This is a genomic window from Pseudomonas sp. RIT288 (genome assembly GCF_000631985.1).
Classification (GTDB): domain Bacteria; phylum Pseudomonadota; class Gammaproteobacteria; order Pseudomonadales; family Pseudomonadaceae; genus Aquipseudomonas.
The window spans coordinates 50,930-71,034 of sequence record NZ_JFYN01000005.1 but is presented as its reverse complement, the minus strand read 5'-3'; the positions used below and the strand labels follow the sequence as shown (position 1 = coordinate 71,034).

The following is a 20,105-nucleotide window of genomic DNA, read 5'->3' as shown; positions in this document are numbered from 1 at the left end:
CGTTCGGATGATTGATTTGTGACTGGCTGTTTGTGAGCGGCCTAGCGCTGCGTGACGAGGTTCTCCGCCCCGCGCTCACGTACCCAGAACAAGGTCGCGCCCGCAACGGCGGCCGGCATCATCAGGATATTGACCACCGGAATCAGCAGCACCAGATAGACAATCCCGCCAAAACTCATGCTCTGCCAACGCTTCTCGCGCAGCCAGGCGAGCATCTCGTTCCAGCCCAGTTTGTGGTTGTCCGCCGGGTAGTCGATGTACTGGATTGCCATCATCCACACACCGAACAACAGCCACAGCGGCGCGGCGACGATGTTTACCACCGGGATGAACGAGAGGATGAACAGGCCGATCGCCCGGGGCAGGAAGTAGCCGAGTTTGCGCATTTCCCGGGCGAGGGTGCGCGGGATCATCGCGATCAGTTCGCCCCAACTGAAGGCCGGGAAATCATCGGTGCCGCGTACCACCACTTCGACTTTTTCCGCGAGGAAACCGTTGAACGGCGCAGCGATCACGTTGGCGAGCATGGTGAAAGTGAAGAACACCATCAGCGCCACCAGCACCACGAACAGCGGCCAGAGGATGTAGCTGAGGAAACTCAGCCAGTCGGGCAGCGACGGCATCAGGCTGTCGACCCAAAGGCTGAACTGATGGCCGGCCAGATAGATCAATCCGACGAACAGCACCAGGTTGATCGCCAGTGGCAGCAACACGAACAGCCGCAGGCCGGGGCTGAGAACCAGTTTGAGGCCTTCGCGCAGGTATTGCGGGCCGGACAGAACAGGGGCGGGCATAAGGTGCTCCGAGCAAGGGAAAACGCGCCGACCTTACCGACTTTGCAACTGGTGTGAAAGCGCGGCAAAGCCATCGACATTCACTGTAACAAAGACCTGAGGGGATTCATTCGTTAGCGAATCGTTTACAGCCCCCAGGGCTTTTTTTGGGGCGATCATAAAAATTCATGGTCAGGTCCCGAGAAAAATTCTGAGTTGGTGTGTAGGTCTGCTCTATGAAGCGGGTGTTCGCAACAAAAGATCTGTCGTTAGCAGCTCGACCAGTGCGGCTAATGCTTCGATAGTACTGCTCATCATCCTAGACCTCTGGCGTAGGCACTTGGCATCTATGCTTGGGAAAAATCCTACAAGTCTTTGGGAGGATCCCTGCTCAAAACTCCGAAATCACCTAGCAGAATGCCTCTCCTTGGCTTCATGGCAATGGCAGACGAACGATGACCTCCCTGCGTATTCTGGTTTTAGAACAACACTCGGCTCAGCGCAGCGCCGTGGTCGCCGCGCTGCAACAATTGGGTGTCTTCGATATTTTGCAGGCCGACAGCGGAGAAAAGGCGCTGACTTTGATGCAGCGCCAAGGCCAAGTGGATGTAGCCCTGTGCGACCTGGCCCACATGGGCATGGATTGCCTGGATTTCCTTAACTGCGTGGGCCAGTTGTCGATGGTTCGGGCAGTGATTCTCTACTGTGAGTTTCAACCGCAGTTGCGCCGGGCCATCGAACAGATGGTCTCGTTTTCCGGGGTGGAACTGCTGGGAACCCTGAGCACCCCGATACAGGCCAAGGCCCTGCAAAAAATCCTGCAGCGATATCAGTATCAATGCCGGGTAAAGACAGCGATGCCTGTTCCAGTCATGACCTTGCCCAACGAAGAAGACATTCGCCGCGGGCTGGCGCTGGGCGAGTTCCGCGCGTTCTTCCAGCCCAAGTTCTTTCTAGCCAATGGTCAGGCAGCGGGAGTTGAAGTCCTGGCGCGTTGGCTGCATCCGTCGAAGGGCCTGCTGCTGCCCAGGGATTTTCTAGCAGCTGTGCTCGCGTACGACCTGATCGATGAGATGTTCAAGCAGTTGTTGGAACAGGGGCTGAGTCTGCTGGGCATGTTGCAGCGGGGTGGGCGCCCGCTGGAGATGTCGTTCAACCTGCATGCATCCCAGCTGTTGGAGGCGGGTTTGACCGACCATATTCGTCAAGCGCTAAGGCGCTATCGAGTATCCGCTTCGATCCTGACGTTCGAGTTGGCGGAGAGCGGCCTGCTGGAGATCCAGCCGAGGATTCAGGAGAGCCTGTTGCGTTTGCGGGTGATGGGTTGCGGGCTGTCTATCGATGATTTTGCCGTGGGCTTTTCCTCCCTGAAATTGCTTTGCCAATTACCTTTCAGCGAGATCAAGCTGGACGGTGAATTTGTCCGCAACATCCATGAGCCCCGCAGTAAAGCGGTGATTGCCAGCACGGTGGCCTTGGCGCGTTCCCTAGGCATGTCGCTGGTGATCGAAGGGGTCAGCAATCAGCAGGAGTGCTATGCGCTCATCAATATGGGATGTGAAGTCGGTCAGGGTTTTTACTATGCCCAGCCAATGTCTTCCCATGAGCTATTAACATGGCTGCGGGCACCCACTATCGCCGGGGAGGAAGAGGGGGAGCCAGCGCTTCGCAGATGAAGAAAAACACGTCGCACGCCGACTTGTAAAAGCTCATATATGCTAAAAGCCGTAGCGGGACATCAGGCGCTTTGCATATAGCATCCTGCTCCCTTCCCGATTCGAATTTCGTTCCCCCATTTCCAGAGGCTCTTATGCTCAAAGCCGTGATTGTGGACGATCACCCGTTCATACGTTCGACCGTGAGGATGATCCTCAAGCAGCAGCAGTACGAGGTCGTGGCGGAAACCGACAACGGCGCCTCGGCCGTCCAACTGACCCGTGAGCATCAGCCCAACCTGGTGCTGTTGGATATCTCCATGCCGGGGGTAGACGGCCTGGATGCGCTGAACCGCATCTCGGCGTTGGCGCTGCCGGTGAAGGTCCTGGTTCTGACGTCCTTGTCCCCGGTGTTCTTTTCGATGCGTTGTATGCGTGCGGGGGCCGCCGGCTATGTGTCGAAAGCTGATGACCTGGATGAGCTGGTGAAGGCTATCAACGCCATCAAGTCTGGCTACACCTTCTTCCCCGACCTGACCCTGAACTCGGTGCGCAGGGAGGACGTCGAAGCTTCGGAACAGGCTTTGATCGAGAGCCTTTCCGACCGGGAACTGTCGATTCTGCAGCAACTGGCCAAAGGTTTGAGCAACAAGCAGATCGGTGACGACATGCTCTTGAGCAACAAGACCATCAGCACCTATAAAGCCCGAATAATCGAGAAACTCAATATCAGCTCGCTGGTGCACCTGTCGGAGCTGGCCAAGCGTAATGACCTGATCTGATGAAATCTTCATTGCGCTTGTGCTTGGCCCTGCTGGTGTCGCTGTCGCCGATATTCGCGGTGGTTCACGCCTCTGATGAGTCTGAAGTGGAAACCCTGCAATTGCTTGGGCGCTCCAGTCTGGGGGAGCCGCAGGTCGAGCTTGCCGAGGCGGACTGGAGCTGGTTGCGCAAGAAAGGCACGTTGTACTTGGGGATTTCGGCACCGGATTACCCGCCCTTCGACGTGACCGGCACCGGTCGCGATTACGAAGGACTGACCGCCGATTACGTAGGGCTGCTGGCGCAGCTGCTGCACGTCCAGGTGCAGGTGCGTCGATTCCCGTCCAGAGCCGACGTGATCCGTGCGCTGAAAGACGGTGAAGTCGACTTGCTGGGCACCGCCAACGGTTTCGAAGAGAGCGATCCCGAACTGGTGATGTCGACCGCCTATGCCGACGATCAACCGATGATCGTCACCCGCAGCGACGAAGGTGCTTCGTTTGCCGGGGACATGTCGGGGAAAAAGATTTCAATGCTGTACCACTACCTGCCGCCGCAGAGTGTCAAACGCGCCTACCCCGAGGCTGAGCTGCAACTCTACCCTTCGACGTTGAGCGCGATTGGTGCCGTGGCCTTTGGCAAGGCCGATGCCTACCTCGGTGATGCCATCAGTGCCAACTACTTGATCGGCATGAACTACCTGAACAATGTTCGGCTCAGCGACTTCTCGCGGCTGGAGGGCAGCCGCTTTGCCTTTGCCTTGTCCGCCAGCAACACTCGACTGTTGGGCATCACCAATGCCGCCATCGCGGCGATTCCCATCGGCGAGCGCATGGCCATTCTGCGGCGCTGGGGAGCTTCCGAGATGAATATCCCGGGGCAGAATCGCCTCCACCTCACGCCCAAGGAACAGCGCTGGCTGGAACAGCACCCCAGGGTCACGGTGGCGGCGATGGAGAACTTCCTGCCACTGTCGTTCTTCGACAAGAAAGGTTCCCTGCGTGGTGTCAGCGCCGACGTGCTGGCCAAGGTCAGCCTGCGTACCGGTTTGAAGTTCGATACGGTGCGGGGCACCTCAATGGCCCGACAGATCGATAACCTGCAGGCTGGCAAGGTTGATCTGTTGGCCGCCTTGACCCCGAGTGCCGAGCGGGAAGGGCAGATGCGCTTTACTCGGCCTTATTTGTCGACACCTTACGTGTTGATCACTCGCATGGATCCGCAGAGCCCGGCGACTCTAGATGATATGGCCGGCAAACGCCTTGCGATCATTCGCGGCATGTTCCTCACCGACTACATCACCAGCCATTTTCCCCAGGTGCAGATCGTCTATGCGGACAACGCCGCCCAGGTCATGGCGATGGTCGCCAAGGGTGAGGCCGATGCCGGCGCTAACTCCCTGCTCAGCGCGCGTTACATGATTTCCCGGCAGTATCGAGAGCGTTTGCAGGTCACCAGCACCGTCGGCATCGAACCCGCCCGATTTGCTTTCGTTACCAAGCGCGGTGACCTGGAACTGTACGCCATCCTGGAAAAGGCCCTGCTGAGTATCTCGCCGGAAGAAATGGCCGAGATCACCAACCGCTGGCGCAGCGAGGTGGTGATCGACGACACCTTCTGGCTACGTAATCGCGATGCGATTGTCCAGGGCTTCTTTATCGCTGGTGTGTTGCTGCTGGTTGCTTTTTTTTGGATCGCTTACCTGCGCCGCCTGATCCAACGGCGCGAAGTGGCCGAGCGGGCGCTGAGCAACCAGCTGGAATTCATGCGGGTGCTGATCGATGGCACGCCGCATCCGATCTACGTGCGTGACCTCGAGGGGCGCATGGTGATCTGCAACTCCAGCTACCTCAATGTACTGGGCCTGAGCAACGACGACGTGCTGGGCAAGCGCATTACTGAAAGCGTGTTTACCGACAGCACCGAAGCGGCGGCCTACCACGACGAGTACCTGCAGGTACTGCGCGAGGATATATCCAGAGTCCAGGATCGCGCGTTGATCTTGCCAGACGGTCGTCGGCTGACGATCTATCACTGGATGCTGCCGTACAAGGACAGCGAAGGGATCATTGCCGGCATGATCGCCGGCTGGATCGATGTCAGCGAGCGGGAGCAACTGCTGGGCATGGTCCAGGAAGCCAACCGGGCCAAGACCACTTTCCTGGCGACCATGAGTCATGAAATTCGTACGCCGCTGAACGCGGTGATCGGCATGCTCGAACTGGCTCTGAAAAAGTCCGATCAGGGCGTTCTTGACCGCTTTGCCATCGAAGTCGCATCGGGAGCCGCCCACGGCCTGCTGGACTTGATCGGCGATATCCTCGACATCGCCCGGATCGAGTCCGGCAAACTGTCCCTGACTTTGGGCCGCGCCAACCTCAGGGAATTGATCAAGTCGGTGGCGCGGATCTTCGAGGGCTTGGCGGAGCAGAAACAACTGAAGTTGGAGCTGACGCTGGATGCGCGCGCCGATTGCGATGTGTCGATCGATCCGCTGCGTTTAAAGCAGGTCATTTCCAACCTGGTCAGCAACGCCATCAAGTTCACCGCCGAAGGTGAAGTGCGCCTGCTCCTGGAAGTGCTGGACGACACTCCCGGCGAGCCGCTATCGATACGGCTGCGGGTGGAGGACAGTGGTCAAGGCATTTCCGTGGAGGACCAGCAGCGCCTGTTCAGCCCCTTCACCCAGGCCAGCAACAACAACCAGTCCGGCCGCAGCGGCTCGGGCCTGGGGCTGGTCATCAGCCGCACCCTGTGCGAAATGATGGGCGGGCAACTGCACTTGCATAGCGTGCTGGGGCAGGGCACGCAGATCGAAGTACTGCTGCAGATGCCGGTCCTCGAACCGCTGCCCCCTGAAGCACCCTCAGCGATTGAAGCCTCGCTCCAGCAGCCACTGAAGATTCTGGTGGTCGACGACTACCCGGCCAACCGCCTGCTGCTGTCCAAGCAGTTGGGCTACCTGGGCCACGAGATGGTTGAGGCCCAGGACGGCGCCCATGGCTTGCGCGCCTGGCGCAAGCAGCGTTTCGATGTGGTGATCACCGACTGCAATATGCCGATCATGAACGGCTATGCCCTGTCGCGCGCGATCCGTGCCGAGGAAGCGGACCGGCGCCTGGCGCCGTGCCTGATCATCGGCTTTACCGCCAACGCGCAACCGGATGAAAAGACCCGGTGCCTGGAGGCGGGTATGGACGACTGCCTGTTCAAGCCCATCAGCCTGGAGTCGCTCAAGCAGCGCCTGGACCGGTTCGAGCCGGTCGTCGTCGCGGTGCCGGCGGATCAAGCCGCCGAGGAGCAGACCGACGACATCGACTTCGCCTCCCTAGAAAAACTGGTCCGCGGCGATCAGACGGCGATGCGCGAGCTGCTGAACGACCTGGCGCAGAGCAACCAGCAGGACATGGCCCGGCTGGCCGAGGACTGCTCCACCCAGGACTGGCAGGAACTCTCCGACCTGGCGCACAAGGTCAAGGGCGGCGCGCGCATCGTCAAGGCCCGACGCCTGATCCTGGCCTGCGAGCAACTGGAGGCCGCCTGTGAAGCGAAGGCAGACGGGCAGGCCCTGCGGCGGGCGGGTGCTGCGTTGAAAGAGGAAATGTCCGCGCTGGCGATGGCGTTGGATACTTACACCGGATCCATCTAGACCTACTAAAGCGCAGAACCGGGTGTTAAGTGACAGGGCCGCAATTGTCCGGAGTCTCGAAACTTCAAAATTTAAAATCGCGTTATATACAAGGCTGCACAGAGGAACGTGCAATGCGTTGGTTTCAACATGATGCTCGGGGATCTTGTCCCATGCCACTTCAGGTCGCCGGAAATTTCCTACAAAGGCTTGGGCTGATTCGGATACTGCCACGCTTTGCCCTTGCTTATTCTGGTGCCCAGGTAATAGAGAACAAGCTAACGAGATGAACAGTCTTGAACTCACTGCCTGTCTTTATCCTTGTATTTTATTAATAGGTAAATGTGATGAACTTTCCTAAAAAGGTAATGTTGGGTTCTGTGTTGTTGCTGGGCGCTACCAGTGTGCTTGCAGATAACGCGGATCTGCGTGTTATTGGTACTATTGCGCCAAGTGCTTGTACTCCAGTTTTTACGGGTGGTGCGACTGTTAACTACGGTGCCATTCCTCCCGCTTCTCTGGGCCAAACTACCGAGACCACTTTGGCCGCGCGGGATGTTGCGTACACGATTACTTGTAATGCTCCTCTTGTGATTTCTACAACCTGGCGCGATGCTCGAGCAGGTACCGCTACAACAGGAACGGCACCGGCTATTAACTATTTCGGCCTCGGCCAACATGGTGGCGCTAACATTGGTCGCTATCAGGTCGCCAATGTTGTTGCTGGTACTACCGCAGATGGTAATGCTGTCGATTTAATCCAGAAAAATACTGCGACTGGACCTTGGCTTCTTTCCAATGTCGGTACAGTCGCGAATGATGGAATTCGACAGTACTCCTACGCTCCGGTTGGTACATTGGTTCCGGGAGCTTACTCGACATATGCCGGAACAATTCGTGTGACTTCGGTAATTGCACCGACTCAAAGCCTCAATATGAACACTGAAGTCACTCTTGATGGTCTCTCCACTATGACCGTTAACTACCTGTAATACGGTATTTATATTGCGCTCCACTTAGGGCGCAATATGATATTTCGTTTTTTCTTCGCTTGTCCTTTGTTTTCTTACTTGTCTCTCTTGAACCCTAAGGAGTAGTGCGCTTTCAATTTGCTGGAGGATAATTTTTCATATTTTCGATAAGGCCAAACTGCTCTTTCTCGTCATGTTGGTCCCTATCAGCCCGATGTCCCAGGCTGCCGGCATGGTGCCTGAATCCACCGTGGTATTGGTCAATGTCGCCGACGGCGAAGGCACCATGAATGTTACCAACAGCGGTGACAAAGCCATGTTGCTCTACACCTCGCTGGAGAACCTGCCGGAAGATCAGGACAGCCTGCTGGTGGTCAGCCCGCCCATGGGCCGGGTCGAGGCCGGGGAAAAGCGACTGGTGCGTTTTATCCAGTCTGAGCAACCTATTACTGCCCAACGACTCAAGCACGTGACCTTCGAGGGCATCCCGCAATCCGATCCCGCGGCCAAGGGGAAAATCGGCGTCACCGTGCGCCAGAAAGGAAATGCCCGCGGTGGCAACAGGGTTGAACGTCTACAACGGGTCACTTGAGAGCCATTGACGCGGAGGAATAGTTGCAGTGACAGGGCCGTAACGGCCCGAGTCTTTATTCCTCCTTTATCCAGTTTCTTTCTTCTTGTTTTTCGTCAACTGCTTGGGAAATTTCCTACATCCCCTTGGGCTACTTCATATTCGTCTGCATGAGTGATCTCGTTACCCTGAGCCCAGGTCATAGATGCAAGGCAGATACAACGTTGCGTTTTGCTCTAGTAGCCTTTCTTTGAGGTTCTTAATACGGATGATTAGCCATGAGCTTCCCTAAGAAAACACTGCTGGGTTCTTTGCTACTGCTAAGCGCGACGAGTGCATTTGCTGTCGATACCGCCGATCTGCGGGTGATTGGTACTATCGCACCCACTGCCTGTACGCCAACTTTTGCAGGTGGTGGCACTATTAACTACGGCTTGATTCCTGGTGCCTCGTTGAGCGCAACTGCCGAGACTGCACTTGCCGTCAGAACCATTAGCTATACCATTACGTGTAATGCTCCTATTAGAATTGGTATGTCGTGGACTGACAGTCGCCGGGATAGTACTGTCAGGGCTCCCTATAATGGGCTTGGAAAACACATGGGGGCTAATATCGGGTTTTTCCTTATGACTCCCGTTCCTGCCGGGACTACCGCAGATGGGGCTTCGGTAGATCTTATTAGTAGAACCAATGATACTGCGGCCTGGGTACTTGCGAGTGCTATTAGCCCTATAGTGCCTGACGGCGTACGCACTCACAGCTATGCTCCAAAGGGAACGCTGGTTCCAGGCGCCTATAGTAACTATGCAGGCACTATCAATGTTCTTTCAGTTATTGCCCCTACCAGCACGCTGGATATGACCCGCTCGGTGACCCTGGATGGTCTGACGACCATGATAGTTCGTTACTTGTAACGATGGATAGTATTGCGCCTACAGGTGTGGGCGTAATTCTAAAAATATAAGTGTCCTATGGGTTGGTCTGTTTTTTCTTGTCAATTGTTAATGGAAGATGGCTTGTCAGTCTTTAGTGGTTTTGCGGATTTTCTTTAAGTCGCATCTCTTTCGATAAGGAGGAAAATATTATCTACTGGGCGATTTTTTCGCTCCCTCTCGACGCACACGCCGGATGAATATCGGCACTCTTCGGTCGGTGCGATTTAATAAAGTAGGTAGAGCCGCTCTAAGGTGTCACCTGATCTTCCTTTGTCTAATTCGCTCTGGAAGTGATTTTTATATAATTAAAGTTGCGTAAGAAATTTCCTACATGATTGTGGGCTGATTCATCTGTTTTTAAGGTTTCATCTCATTAAACTTAAGGTGATGTTGTTGGTGTTGCTTGCCTTGGTAGTGGATGTTTTTTTGTATGGGGCGGCGCGATAGTTATTAAGTGGTCGAATTTTTTTGCGAGGGTTTATCTATGAAGTTTTCATATAAAATTGGCTTGTGTTCCTTGGCTGCATTTGTGTTAGTTGCATTAAGTAATATTTCCCATGCGGCAGGCATGGTGCCCGAATCCACCGTGGTATTGGTCAATGTCGCCGATGGCGAAGGCACCATGAATGTCACCAACAGCGATGACAAAGCCATGTTGCTCTACACCTCGCTGGAGAACCTGCCGGAAGATCAGGACAGCCTGCTGGTGGTCAGCCCGCCCGTGGCCCGGGTCGAGGCCGGGGAAAAGCAGCTGGTGCGTTTTATCGTCCAGTCGGAGCAACCTATTACCACCCAACGCCTCAAGCGCGTGACCTTCGAGGGCATCCCGCAAGCCGACCCCGCTGCCAAGGCGAAGATCGGCGTCACCGTGCGCCAGAACCTGCCGGTGCTGATCAGCCCCGGGGATCTGCCGAAGAAGCAGGACCCCTGGACCTTGCTGGAGTGGAGCCTCAACGGTCGCGACCTGGCGGTGAAGAACGACAGCCGTTACGTGGTGCGCCTCAACCAGGCATTCAGCGTGATGCCGGCCGACCTCAAGCTGGAACTGCCTGCCAGTTACATCCTGCCGGGGCAGACCCACCACTTCGAGCTGCCCGCCGGCACCACCCTGGGCGCTGACGCCAAGGTGCGGATCTACCCGGCCACCACCTACGGCTTCACCACCCCGCCTTTCGATGCGCCACTGAAGAAGCAGTGATCCCGTTCCGACCTTCCACGTGGTACAGCTCATGACTTTGCAACCGACGATGGCGCACTCCCGCCGAGGGAATGCGCGGAAATTCCCTGCGCCGATGCCAGCTTTCCGGGTCAGACCCTTGTTGCTGATGATCGCCGGCCTGATCGCCTGCGGCGCGCAGGTGGCCAAGGCCGCGGCGCCTGCCTCGCCCGGCGGCACGGCACCCAAGGGCGCAGCGGCCCCGGCGTCGTTCGACCAGGGCATGTTGAAAAGCCTTGGCCTCGATCCGAAGGTGGCGGAGTTTTTCAGCCAGGCACCGCGCTTTACCGAAGGCCGTCGCCGGGTCGGCCTGCAGGTCAACGGCAGCCCGCGTGGCAGCGTCGACGCGCGGTTCGATGCCGAGGGCGCGTTGTGTTTCGACCGGGCGCTCATGGATCAGGCCAACCTGCGGGTGCCCGCGGACGAGTACCGGCTGAGCCAGGGGCAACCCCCGGCGGACAGCGACTGCTACGACTTTGCCCGCGCCTACCCACAGACCGAAGTAGAACTGCGGCCGAACCGCGAAGAGGTAGCCCTGCTGGTCAGCAGCGACGCCCTGCGCCCGATCGGTGAAGACCTGGGCATTTATCAGGGCGGCGGCAGCGCCGGGCTGTTCAACTATGAAGTGCTGGGGCAGAACAACCAGTTTTCTGGCGGGCAGAACAGCTATTACGCCGCCAATACCGAGTTGGGTTTCAACGCCGGTGACTGGATTGTGCGCAGCCGTCAGGCGTACTCGATGCAGAACGAGGTGAGCAACTTCCAGTCGCTCTACACCTATGCGCAGAAAACCTTCGTGCCGCTGAAGTCGACCCTGCAGGCGGGGCAGATCAATATCAGCAACTCGGTGTTCCAGGGCGCGGCGATCACCGGCGTACAGGTGGTCCCGGAGGCGGCGCTGCAAGGTCGCGGGCTCGGCGGCGCCACTGTCGAGGGTATTGCCCAGAGTTCGGCGCGGGTGGAAGTGCGCCAGGCCGGCGCGCTGATTCACACCAGCCTGGTGCCTGCCGGGCCGTTCAGCCTGCCCAACGTGCAATTGTTGAACGGGCGCACGGACCTGGATGTACGGGTCATCGAAGCGGATGGCTCGCAGCGCAGCTTTACCATTCCAGCAGCCTCCCTGTCCCAGGTTGCGCTGACCGCACCAGGTTATTCGGTGGCCGCCGGTAAGGTCCGTACGTTCGAGGCCCGGGACATGCAGTCGCCGATGGTGGTGACCGGCACCGGCGGCTGGCTGTTGAACCCCAGTAATAAAGTGTCGACCGGGCTGATGCTCAGCGACAACGACTATCGCGCGGCGGCCTGGACCCTGGATTCGAGCCTGACCCCCAGCACGGTGATGAGTGTGCAAAACACCGTCTCCAATGCTGGCGAGGAGGGCAAGAGCGGCACCCAGGCGAGCATCTCGCTCAACACCAGCCTGACCGAGAGAATCAGCGCCGGGGTCAACGCCACCCGCCAGACCGAGGGTTATCGCGACCTGCTCGACACCACCCGCGAACAGACCCCTGGCTATACCGATGGCCTGAGCCAACAGCAGTACGGTGTTTCCCTGAGCTGGAACGACGACGTGCTGGGGGCCTTGGCTACTAGTTACTCGACCGGGACCACCTTCGACGGCCGTAGCACCCGCCATCTGAATGCTTCCTGGGTGAAAACCTTCAAGCATGCGACGGTCAGCCTGAACGTCGAGCGTTCCCTGGGCGGCAATCGCGACCAGGATGAGTTTTTCCGTGGAGGACGCTCCTCCAGCGATAGCGGCAATGCCATGTACCTCACGATCAGCGTGCCCCTGGGCGGCAAGCGCAATGTGCGGGCTTATGCCAACAAGCGCGACGGCAGCACCCGTTTTGGTACCACCTACGATGACAACAGCAATGATTTCGCCACCTATCGCCTGAGCGCCGAGCGTGACACCGAGCGCAAGGAACAGGACTTCTCCGGCAACCTCAACCTGATGCCGCGTTATGCCCAGGTCAACCTCGGTTATGCGCGCAATGGCGCCGACAGCACCAGCTACAGCGGCCAGTTGCGGGGCGGCGTGGCCGTGCATGAAAACGGCGTGACCCTGTCGCCCTATGCGCTGAGCGACACCTTCGGCGTGGTCAAGGTCGGCGATGTCGGCGGCGTCAAGCTGACCACCCCGAGCGGCCCGGTCTGGACCGACCCCTGGGGCAATGCGGTGATCCCGCAGCTCAATGCCTACCAGAACACCCGGGTGGAAATCGAGACCAAGAGCCTGCCGCGCAACGTGGATATCCAGAACGGCTTCAAGTCGGTGTCGGCCGGCCGCGGCTCGGTACAGAAACTCGACTTCCCGGTGGTCAAGTCGCGTCGCGCCTTGCTGCGGGTGACCGACGCCGCCGGCCAGCCGATGAGCAAGGGCCTGGCGGTATTCGATGCCAAGGGCAACTTCGTCACCACGGTGGTGGATGACGGCAAGGTGTTCCTGACCAATGGGCAGTTGAGCGAGGCCCTGAACATTCACACCACGGAGAGCACCTCCTGCGCGATCCATTTCAGCCTCCCGCAAGAGCCGGATCTGGATGTGTATTTCGAAACAGCCAAGGCCACTTGCACGGCCAGCTGATTGCCGACCCCATGCCGGGGCGAGGAACGAGTATGAAAACTTCCCTGTTAAGCCTGAGGGCACTGGCCCTCGGAACGCTGTTGGTCGGCGCGACCCTGGCGAGCGAGCCAGCCTTGGCCGATGACTGCCAGATCAACCTGAGCCAGTCACAGATGGACTTCGGACAGGTCATGCCGCCCAGTACCAACGCCGCCCTGAATGCCGGCAACCTGCATTCCCTGGGCAATCGGGTCATCAGCCTCAACGCCAGCTGCCCGCAACCTTCGAAGTTGCTGCTGGTGCTGCGGGGCGAGCAGCTCGGTGCGGACTTCAAGTTTGCCAAGCAGGGGCAGACCCGCGTGACCTTGAGTAATGCCTTGCTTGACGGACGCAGTGTCGAGCTGGCGCAGGTCAAGGCGCCTGGCGCGGCGGCGGGCGCCTACAGCCCATCGATCACCGTGGTGCCGGGAGACATGATCATCCCGGTCAGCGGTGGCTTGCCGGCGACGGGTTCGGTGCTGTCGCTGCAAGTGGAAATCCAGCCGGTGGTGCCGGTCGCGGAGCTGCGTACCCGCGAGGCCAAGACCCTGGAGGCCAATTTGTCGTTCGAGGTAAGGGTTTACTGAGAGCGGTGCCGCGCTGTTCCAGGGCGAGTGCAGGCCAGGAGCGGAGGCGGTGGATTCAAGCGTAAGGGACAGCTCCCAAGGCTGATCGTGGTTTCTCAACAAGGCAAACGCCTAAGCCAACTTTGCAATTTGAGGATTGCGATGGGGGCTGCTGCGTGCCGAATAAAATAAGGATGGTTTTATGTCTTCCAAGTCGAAGTGCTGTCTGGTCAGTGTTGTCGGGGGGGTGGCCCTTGAATTCATGACGCTGGGCCAGGCTCATGCCGTTACCTTGCCGGGCCTGGTGCTGGATGGGGTGACCATCGATGTGACCGGGAACAACTTCCCGGGGGTGCGCGATGGCGGGAATAATTTCCCGATCAGCATCCGTGACAGCGTCATTAGCGCCAACGGCCAGTTCAGCCACGGGGTGGTGTTGTCGGGGGCCAACAGCTCGGTGCTGGCCAACGATTCGACGGTGTCGACCTTGGGCGATGCCAGCCATGGTTTCAGCTTCGCCGGCGCGAACCAGACGGGGGTGTTGAACCGTACCGGGGTGAGCACGGCGGGAGACAACTCCTTTGCCTTGAACCTGGGGCAGGGTGCCCAGGTGCAACTGACCGATGTGAACCTGCAGACCCAGGGGCGGTTCTCCTCGGCGGCCGACCTGTCGGGCGCCAGCCAGCTCAGCGCCAGCGGCAGCCGTTTCCAGACCGCTGGCGACAATGCCCATGGCCTGTACCTGCTGGGTACCGACACCCGCCAGCGCGCGCTGGCCACCCTCATCGACAGCGACATCCGCACCAGCGGCGACAACGCCATCGGGGTCAACGTCAACGGCAATGCCACGGCGACCCTGGAGGGCAGCAGGATTGTCACCAGCGGTGCGAATGCCTTTGGCGTCTGGGTGCCGCATGCCGACAGCCAGTTGCTGGCGCGCAACCTGAGCATCGAGACCCAGGGCGACAACGCCATTGGCGTCTTTACCCAACTGGGCGGCAAAGCCAGCCTCGACGGTGGCCGCGTGCACACCCAGGGGAGCCAGGCGTATGCCCTGTATGCCGGCAACGTTTCGGCCATCGAGGCGCGCAATCTGTCGCTGCAGGTCGGAGCCAGCAGCGTCGGCGCCTTCGCGAGCGACCGTTCGCAGATCACGCTTGAAAACATCGACCTGAGCAGCGACCAGACGGCGATTGGCCTGGCGGCCTATTCCGGCTCGACCATCGCGGCCGCCGATTCCTCGATCAGCCTCAGCGGTAGCGGGGCGCGGGCGGCCCAGGCCAATAACGGCGGGACCTTGCGCCTGGACAACCTGGACATCGCGGCCACTGGTGCCGACAGCATCGGCTTGCAGTCATTGGCCAGCGCCGGCGTCGGCAACACCTTCGAGGTGCAGAACACCCGCCTCGACGTAGCCAACGGCCGGGCCATCAGCGTCCAGGGTGGCAGCGCGCGAATCGACCTGAGCGGCTCGACCCTGAGCGCGGACACCCTGTTGTCGGTGGATCAACGAACCCTCGCCGATGGCCGTGTGCTCGACAGCGAGGACGTGCTGATCACGGCCAGTCAGTCGAGCCTGAGCGGCGCCATTCAGGCCAACGCGCGCAATTCACAACTGCTGCTGGAAGATGGCTCCAGCCTGACTGGCACGGCCCATGGCTTGAATGGGCTGACCTTGAATCAAAGTGCCTGGGACATGACCGGCAGTTCGCAGATCGGGCAGTTGAACCTCGATCAAGGGCAGGTGCGTTTCAGCGGTCCTGTGCACAGCGTGCTGGCCATCGACGGCGACCTCACCGGCACCGGCACCTTCATGATGAACAGCGACCTGGCCAGCGAGCAGGGCGACCTGATCAAGGTCGGCGGTTCGATCGAAGGCGCCCATACCCTGGTGGTGGAAGACTCGGGCCATGAGCCGGCGGCGGCCAACGGCAAGCTGATGCTGGTGGACGGCAACGGTGGCGCGGGGCGCTTCAGCCTGTATGGCGGGCATGTAGACGCGGGCGCTTTCCGCTACACCCTGGAGCAGCGGGCGGATGACTGGTATCTGGTGAACACCGCCGGTGTGACGCCGGTCGACCCTCCGGTTGACCCGCGTGATCCTCCGGTCGACCCGGTCGAGCCCCCGGTCATTCCAGTGGACCCAGCCCCGGCACATCTGTCCGCGGGGGCCAATGCCGCCATCGCTTCGCAGACCGCGGCCGCCACCTTGTGGAACGCGCAGATGAACACCTTGGTCAAGCGCTTGGGCGAGCTGCGCCTGGGCAAGGATGAAGGCGGCGTCTGGACCCGGGCCATCGGCAGTCGCTACAACATCGCCGAGCATTCCAGCCGGGCCTTCAGCCAGAACAACACGGGGGTCGAGATCGGCGCGGACAAGGCGATCGGCCTGGCCAGCGGCAAGGTGTATGTGGGCGGCATGCTGGGGACCGCCAAGTCCGAGCTGAATTTCGGCGAAGGCGCGAGCGGGCAGATCGACAGCCGGATGCTGGGCGCCTACGCCACCTACCTGAACGACAACGGCGTGTATGTCGACAGCGTGCTCAAGTACAGCCGTTTCGACAACGACCTCAAGCTGCCGACCAACCTGGGCAACGCGGTCAAGGGCTCCTACAGCGCCAACGGCTACGGTGTCGATGTGGAAGTGGGCAAGCACATCAAGCTCAAGGATGGCTGGTTCGTCGAGCCGCAGGTCGAGCTCAGCGCCACCCGCACCACGGCCGCGAAATACACCGCGAGCAATGGCCTGCGGGTCGACGCGGCGGCCATGGATTCGTTGCAAAGCCGTGTTGGCTCGCTGTTCGGTCGCAGCCTGGAGCTGGGTAATGGCATGCAGGCCCAGCCTTATGTCAAGGCCTCCTATGTCGCTGAACATGCTGGGGACAGCCATGTGCGGGTCAACGGTCACAAGCTCAAGTCGGAGTTGCCAGGTAATCGGGCCGAGCTGGGTGTTGGCGGGATCCTGCAAGTCAGTGAACGGAGCAAGCTTTCCCTGGATGCCGAATTCGCCAAGGGCAATGACATTGAACAGCCGTGGGGTGTGACGCTCGGTTATCGCTACCTTTGGTAGAACGTGTTTGCTCCCTTTGCCCAGCCTTGGCTGGGCTTTTTTTTGCCTGGATTTTTTTGCACTTTCGACGCTGTTATTCGAGAGGTGCTGCTTGGGAAATTTCATACAACAACTGAGGCCGTTCCCTCGGTTGTTCTCCTGGCCGGTCACGCAACATGCGGTACAACACTTCTCGTGGGTGGGTCCCAATGCCTGTTTCTACTTTGCGTGTCATCGTCCTTGAAGATCATTCGTTCCAGCGCGCCATTGCCGTGAGCATGTTGCAGCAGATGGGTTGCACGCAGGTGTTCCAGGCCGCGGACGGGGCGCAGGCGCTGGCGGTGCTGAACGAGGTGGGCCCGGTGGATATCGCCCTGTGCGACTTGCGCATGGATGGCATGGACGGCCTGGAGTTCTTGCAGGCGGTCGGTCATTCGGGGCAGGTGGGCTCGGTGATCATCAGCAGCTCGCTGTCCGCCGACCTGCGGCGCACAGTGCGGCAGATCATTTCCCTGTTGAACCTGGAACTGCTCGGCGATATCGGCAAGCCGCTGCACTACGAAACCCTGGAGCGCCTGCTAAAAAAGCATTGCAGTGCGCCGCGTATCGCAATCCCGCCCGAACCACCGGAAATCTTTCCGGATGAGGCGCAGGTACGCGAGGCCCTGGTGACTCACGAACTCTGTGGGTTCTTTCAGCCAAAATTCATCCTGGAGACAGGGGAAATCACTGGCGTCGAAGTGCTTGCCCGCTGGCGGCATACGTCAGGCAAGGTACTTTCTCCGGCTTGTTTCCTGCCGGTCCTGGAGCGGTACGACTTGCTCGATGAGCTGCTGAGCCAGCAGTTGCACCAGGGGCTCGCGCTGCAACAGCAATTGCGCACGCTGGGGCATGACCTGAATTTCGCCTTCAATCTGCACGCCGGACAATTGTCCAGCGGTACCCTCGCCTCACAGATCCGTACTTTGCTCAGTGAGTACGGCGCGCGGGGTTCAAGCCTGACCTTCGAGCTGACCGAGAGCGGCCTGCTGCAAGCGCCGGAAACCAGCCTGGAGTGCCTGTATCGCTTGCGGATGATGGGTTGCCGCTTGTCCATCGATGATTTCGGCAGCGGCTTTTCTTCACTCCAGCGCCTGCTCCAGCTGCCCTTCAACGAAATCAAGCTGGATGCCGAGTTCGTCCAGGCGCTGACCCAAGAGCCGCGTTGCCATGCGGTGGTCAGCAGCACTCTAGCGCTTGGGGAGGCCCTGGGCATGGCGGTGGTGGTGGAGGGTATCGAGACCGATGAGCAACGTCAGCATCTGTTGAACATGGGCTGTAGTCAGGGGCAGGGGTACTGGTACGCCAAGCCCATGAGTGGTGGCGACCTGTTGCGCTGGCTCGAGGGTGGGCAACAGCGGAGCCTGCGCGCATGAGCGACAAGAAACTGCGCATCCTGCTCGCCGATGAGCGTCACGAGCAGTTGCTGCACATCGAGAAGCAGCTCAACCGACTCGACTACTACCGCATCGCGCCCATCCGCACCTTCGATGAACTGATGTTGTTGACCAGTAATGCCACCCAAACGTTTGACCTGCTCATCGTTAACAAGACCCTGGGCGTGCCGCATGGCATCGACATGCAACAGTTCTGTCGTGCCCGTCCGCATATCCGCCATGTCCTGATCTACGGCAGCCCAGAGCCATCGCTGGAGCTGGTGTTGCACAGTGCGGACCAATCGCTCCGTGCCTGCTCGGCGGTCCCCCCAGACGTTGACTCGCTGAGTCTGCTGATGAGCCTTATTGATCAACCTGTCCAGTGGGCCGGCATTAAAGCGTTGTCGTGGTTGCGTGGATCCGCCCGGCAGGCCCGATGAACTGTCAATAAGCCGTTGTGCATGGCCAGTAGCGATACGCGTATGGATTCGCGTCTGTCGAATTTAACGGTTTTTAAACGAGGCCTCATGAGCGTATTTATTCGTCCTTTTTATTTGATCGTTCCATTGTGCTTTTCCCTGGCCAGTCAGCACTCGCATGGAGCTGACTGGAATTATCACGGGGCCCATGGTCCCGCGCATTGGGGCATGCTGGGCAGCGAGCTGTGCGCCCAAGGCGAACAGCAGTCGCCCATCGATGTCGAGTTGAAAAAAATTCACCCGCTTGCGGGCAGCGCCTCGGACTTGAAAATCAGCTACGGCGCGATGTCGCTCGATGTGGTCAACAATGGCCACAGCATTCAGGCCAACGTGGGTGATGTGGAAACCGTCACGTTCAAGGGCCGCGAATACCGCCTGGTTCAGTTCCACTTTCACACCCCCAGCGAGCACCAGATCGACCATGTGTCGTATCCAATGGAAATGCACTTGGTCAACCAAGACTCGGACGGCCGTTTGCTGGTCATAGGGCTTTTTGTCAAGGAAGGGAAAAACAACCGTGAGCTTGCCTCGTTGTGGAAGCGACTCCCCGATCATGAAAACCAAACCCTGACCCTGAGTGCAAAGGACGCGCCGGACCTCGGATCTCTAGTGCCCGCCGCCAGCCATCATGTCTTCTACAAGGGCTCACTGACCACGCCGCCCTGCACGGAAGGGGTGCAGTGGGTTCTGTTCGAACAACCCATCGAAATGTCAAAGACCCAGATCCGGAAAATCCGCCAATTGTTTCCCGACAACCATCGTCCGTCGCAACCGCTCAATGAGCGCGAGGTGGACGAGGACTAAATCCTTGGGAAATTTCTTACAGGAATTCAGGCCGTTGCCTCGGTTGTTGGCTTGGGAGGTCACGCAAGATGAGGTACGGCTTTTCAGCACTGGCTGAGAAGTTAGGCGGGGGCTGATGCAGCAGTGGACCACCCGCCCAATGAATCGTCACTAAGCCGCTGTGCATTGCCGTCAGGTAATGCGCGTGTGGATGTCCATTGCCTCTCACTTGGGTGAGGAAGGCTTCAAGCATTGAGAACATCTGGAGAACTTTATGAGTACTAAACCTGTATTCCGGCGAGCCTTTTTCTGGTCTTCGCTGCTCATCGGCACTGTCTTGATCAGTGCCTGCGCCAGCGTCCCTGCGCCTGACGAACAAGTTTCCTTGGCACGTAATGCTCTGAGCCGCGCGGTATCCGCAGGTGCGACTCAATACGCGCCGGTACAAATGAAAACCGCGCAGGACAAAACCATGTTGATGGACCGTGCGCTCGGCGAAAGAAACTTCGGGAAGGCCAAGAGTCTGGCTGAGCAGATCGCGGCGGACTCGGCATTGGCCGAGCGCATGGCGCGTACCGCGAAATTGCAGAAAGAGCTGAAGGATGCCCAGACCGGTATTCAGGTCCTCAAGCAGGAAATGCTACAGGCCCCCGACTCTGGTTTGAAGTCAACCACCCCGCTTTCCAACTGAGGA

General features: G+C 59.0%; 15 protein-coding genes. 14 read left to right on the top strand and 1 reads right to left on the bottom strand.

The genetic code is table 11. The features are described 5' to 3' along the window. Positions 1–41 precede the first annotated feature (41 nt). Positions 42–794, bottom strand: coding sequence for a sulfate transporter CysZ (cysZ, locus tag BW33_RS06260; protein WP_047597828.1), 753 nt, complete (start codon positions 792–794; stop codon positions 42–44). Positions 795–1,228: 434 nt separating this feature from the next. Between cysZ and BW33_RS06255 the strand changes: the two genes are divergently transcribed. The 14 genes from BW33_RS06255 (at position 1,229) to BW33_RS06200 (ending at position 20,102) form a co-directional block, all read left to right on the top strand. Then, positions 1,229–2,449 (top strand): EAL domain-containing response regulator, encoded by a 1,221-nt coding sequence (locus BW33_RS06255; RefSeq protein ID WP_047597827.1) that lies wholly within the window; start codon positions 1,229–1,231, stop codon positions 2,447–2,449. 134 nt (positions 2,450–2,583) lie between these two features. After that, a complete protein-coding gene (locus BW33_RS06250; protein WP_047597826.1) occupies positions 2,584–3,210 on the top strand; it encodes a response regulator transcription factor in 627 nt (208 codons plus the stop codon). Further along, entirely contained in the window at positions 3,210–6,839 is a 3,630-nt protein-coding gene (locus BW33_RS06245; RefSeq protein ID WP_047597824.1) for a transporter substrate-binding domain-containing protein, read from the top strand. The genes BW33_RS06250 and BW33_RS06245 overlap by 1 nt, the downstream gene beginning before the upstream one ends. Positions 6,840–7,165: 326 nt before the next feature. Then, complete coding sequence (locus BW33_RS28305) at positions 7,166–7,810, top strand: DUF1120 domain-containing protein (protein ID WP_081794181.1); 645 nt, start codon at positions 7,166–7,168, stop codon at positions 7,808–7,810. A 172-nt stretch (positions 7,811–7,982) separates the two neighbouring features. Then, complete coding sequence (locus BW33_RS06240) at positions 7,983–8,381, top strand: fimbria/pilus periplasmic chaperone (protein ID WP_081794180.1); 399 nt, start codon at positions 7,983–7,985, stop codon at positions 8,379–8,381. A 257-nt stretch (positions 8,382–8,638) separates the two neighbouring features. Further along, entirely contained in the window at positions 8,639–9,274 is a 636-nt protein-coding gene (locus BW33_RS28300) for a DUF1120 domain-containing protein (protein WP_081794179.1), read from the top strand. Between the two features lie 505 nt (positions 9,275–9,779). Then, complete coding sequence (locus tag BW33_RS06235) at positions 9,780–10,493, top strand: fimbria/pilus chaperone family protein (RefSeq protein ID WP_152546090.1); 714 nt, start codon at positions 9,780–9,782, stop codon at positions 10,491–10,493. A gap of 127 nt (positions 10,494–10,620) precedes the next feature. Next, positions 10,621–13,101 carry a fimbrial biogenesis usher protein gene (locus tag BW33_RS06230; protein WP_236645203.1) on the top strand — a complete coding sequence of 827 codons (2,481 nt, stop codon included), beginning with the start codon at positions 10,621–10,623 and terminating at the stop codon, positions 13,099–13,101. A 32-nt stretch (positions 13,102–13,133) separates the two neighbouring features. Then, positions 13,134–13,706 carry a hypothetical protein gene (locus BW33_RS06225; RefSeq protein ID WP_047597823.1) on the top strand — a complete coding sequence of 191 codons (573 nt, stop codon included), beginning with the start codon at positions 13,134–13,136 and terminating at the stop codon, positions 13,704–13,706. Between the two features lie 181 nt (positions 13,707–13,887). Then, positions 13,888–16,755 carry an autotransporter outer membrane beta-barrel domain-containing protein gene (locus tag BW33_RS28030; RefSeq protein WP_052032686.1) on the top strand — a complete coding sequence of 956 codons (2,868 nt, stop codon included), beginning with the start codon at positions 13,888–13,890 and terminating at the stop codon, positions 16,753–16,755. Between the two features lie 188 nt (positions 16,756–16,943). Continuing rightward, complete coding sequence (locus BW33_RS06215) at positions 16,944–18,149, top strand: EAL domain-containing response regulator (protein ID WP_047597822.1); 1,206 nt, start codon at positions 16,944–16,946, stop codon at positions 18,147–18,149. Continuing rightward, the gene (locus BW33_RS06210) at positions 18,146–18,589 is read left to right on the top strand and encodes a hypothetical protein (RefSeq protein WP_047597821.1); all 444 of its coding nucleotides are present in this window, start codon (positions 18,146–18,148) and stop codon (positions 18,587–18,589) included. The genes BW33_RS06215 and BW33_RS06210 overlap by 4 nt, the downstream gene beginning before the upstream one ends. A gap of 87 nt (positions 18,590–18,676) precedes the next feature. Continuing rightward, entirely contained in the window at positions 18,677–19,432 is a 756-nt protein-coding gene (locus tag BW33_RS06205; protein ID WP_047597820.1) for a carbonic anhydrase, read from the top strand. Between the two features lie 253 nt (positions 19,433–19,685). Continuing rightward, positions 19,686–20,102, top strand: coding sequence for a DUF4398 domain-containing protein (locus BW33_RS06200; protein ID WP_052032685.1), 417 nt, complete (start codon positions 19,686–19,688; stop codon positions 20,100–20,102). The last annotated feature ends 3 nt before the right edge of the window (positions 20,103–20,105 follow it).